Source organism: Vibrio sp. 1249-1, from assembly GCF_033340495.1.
This window is the reverse complement of sequence record NZ_JAWOWJ010000742.1, coordinates 1-622: the sequence shown is the minus strand read 5'-3', so window position 1 is coordinate 622 and position 622 is coordinate 1. Positions and strand designations below refer to the sequence as shown.

Annotated in this window: 1 protein-coding gene; it reads left to right on the top strand. The window is 40.2% G+C overall.

Annotated elements, in window-relative coordinates:
- Positions 1–622, top strand: a 622-nt coding sequence (locus R7Z50_RS28670; RefSeq protein WP_318149903.1) for an ATP-dependent nuclease, incomplete at both ends; no start/stop codon positions are given.

The following is a 622-nucleotide window of genomic DNA, read 5'->3' as shown; positions in this document are numbered from 1 at the left end:
GCAATAGGTCATCATTTTGGACAGAAAACTCGAATTCAGTTTGCTGAAAGCGACTTTACCAAAATAGCCGAAAGTTTGACGCTCCTATTTTTCCCTGACATGACAGCGGATGACCAAGATTTATTCCGAAGCTTAAGTCAAAATAGCCTTGGATATAACAACCTACTATACATAGCTTCAATCCTCGCAGAGCTAACCCTTAATGACGATGATGGAGAAGACGAACAACCCCTGTTTAAATTATTGCTAATTGAAGAGCCAGAAGCTCACTTACACCCTCAATTGCAGATTAGGCTTCTAAATTATCTAAAGTCAGTTGCAGATAAAAATAACAATGTTCAAGTCATAGTCACCAGTCACTCAACCGTCTTGGCTTCTTCTGTGGAAATCGACTCAATAATACACCTATCTAAATCTAGTTCACCAACAGCCACACCGTTGCGTTCATGTGGACTTCCTGACGGAAGTATACAGTTTATCAACCGATGGTTGGATGTAACTAAGTCAAACTTGTTGTTCGCAAGTGGTCTCATTCTTGTTGAGGGAATTGCAGAACAAATGTTGTTTCCCATTCTGGCGAAGGAGGTTCTAAAAGAGCAAAGTGACGGGAAAAAGAATTTAG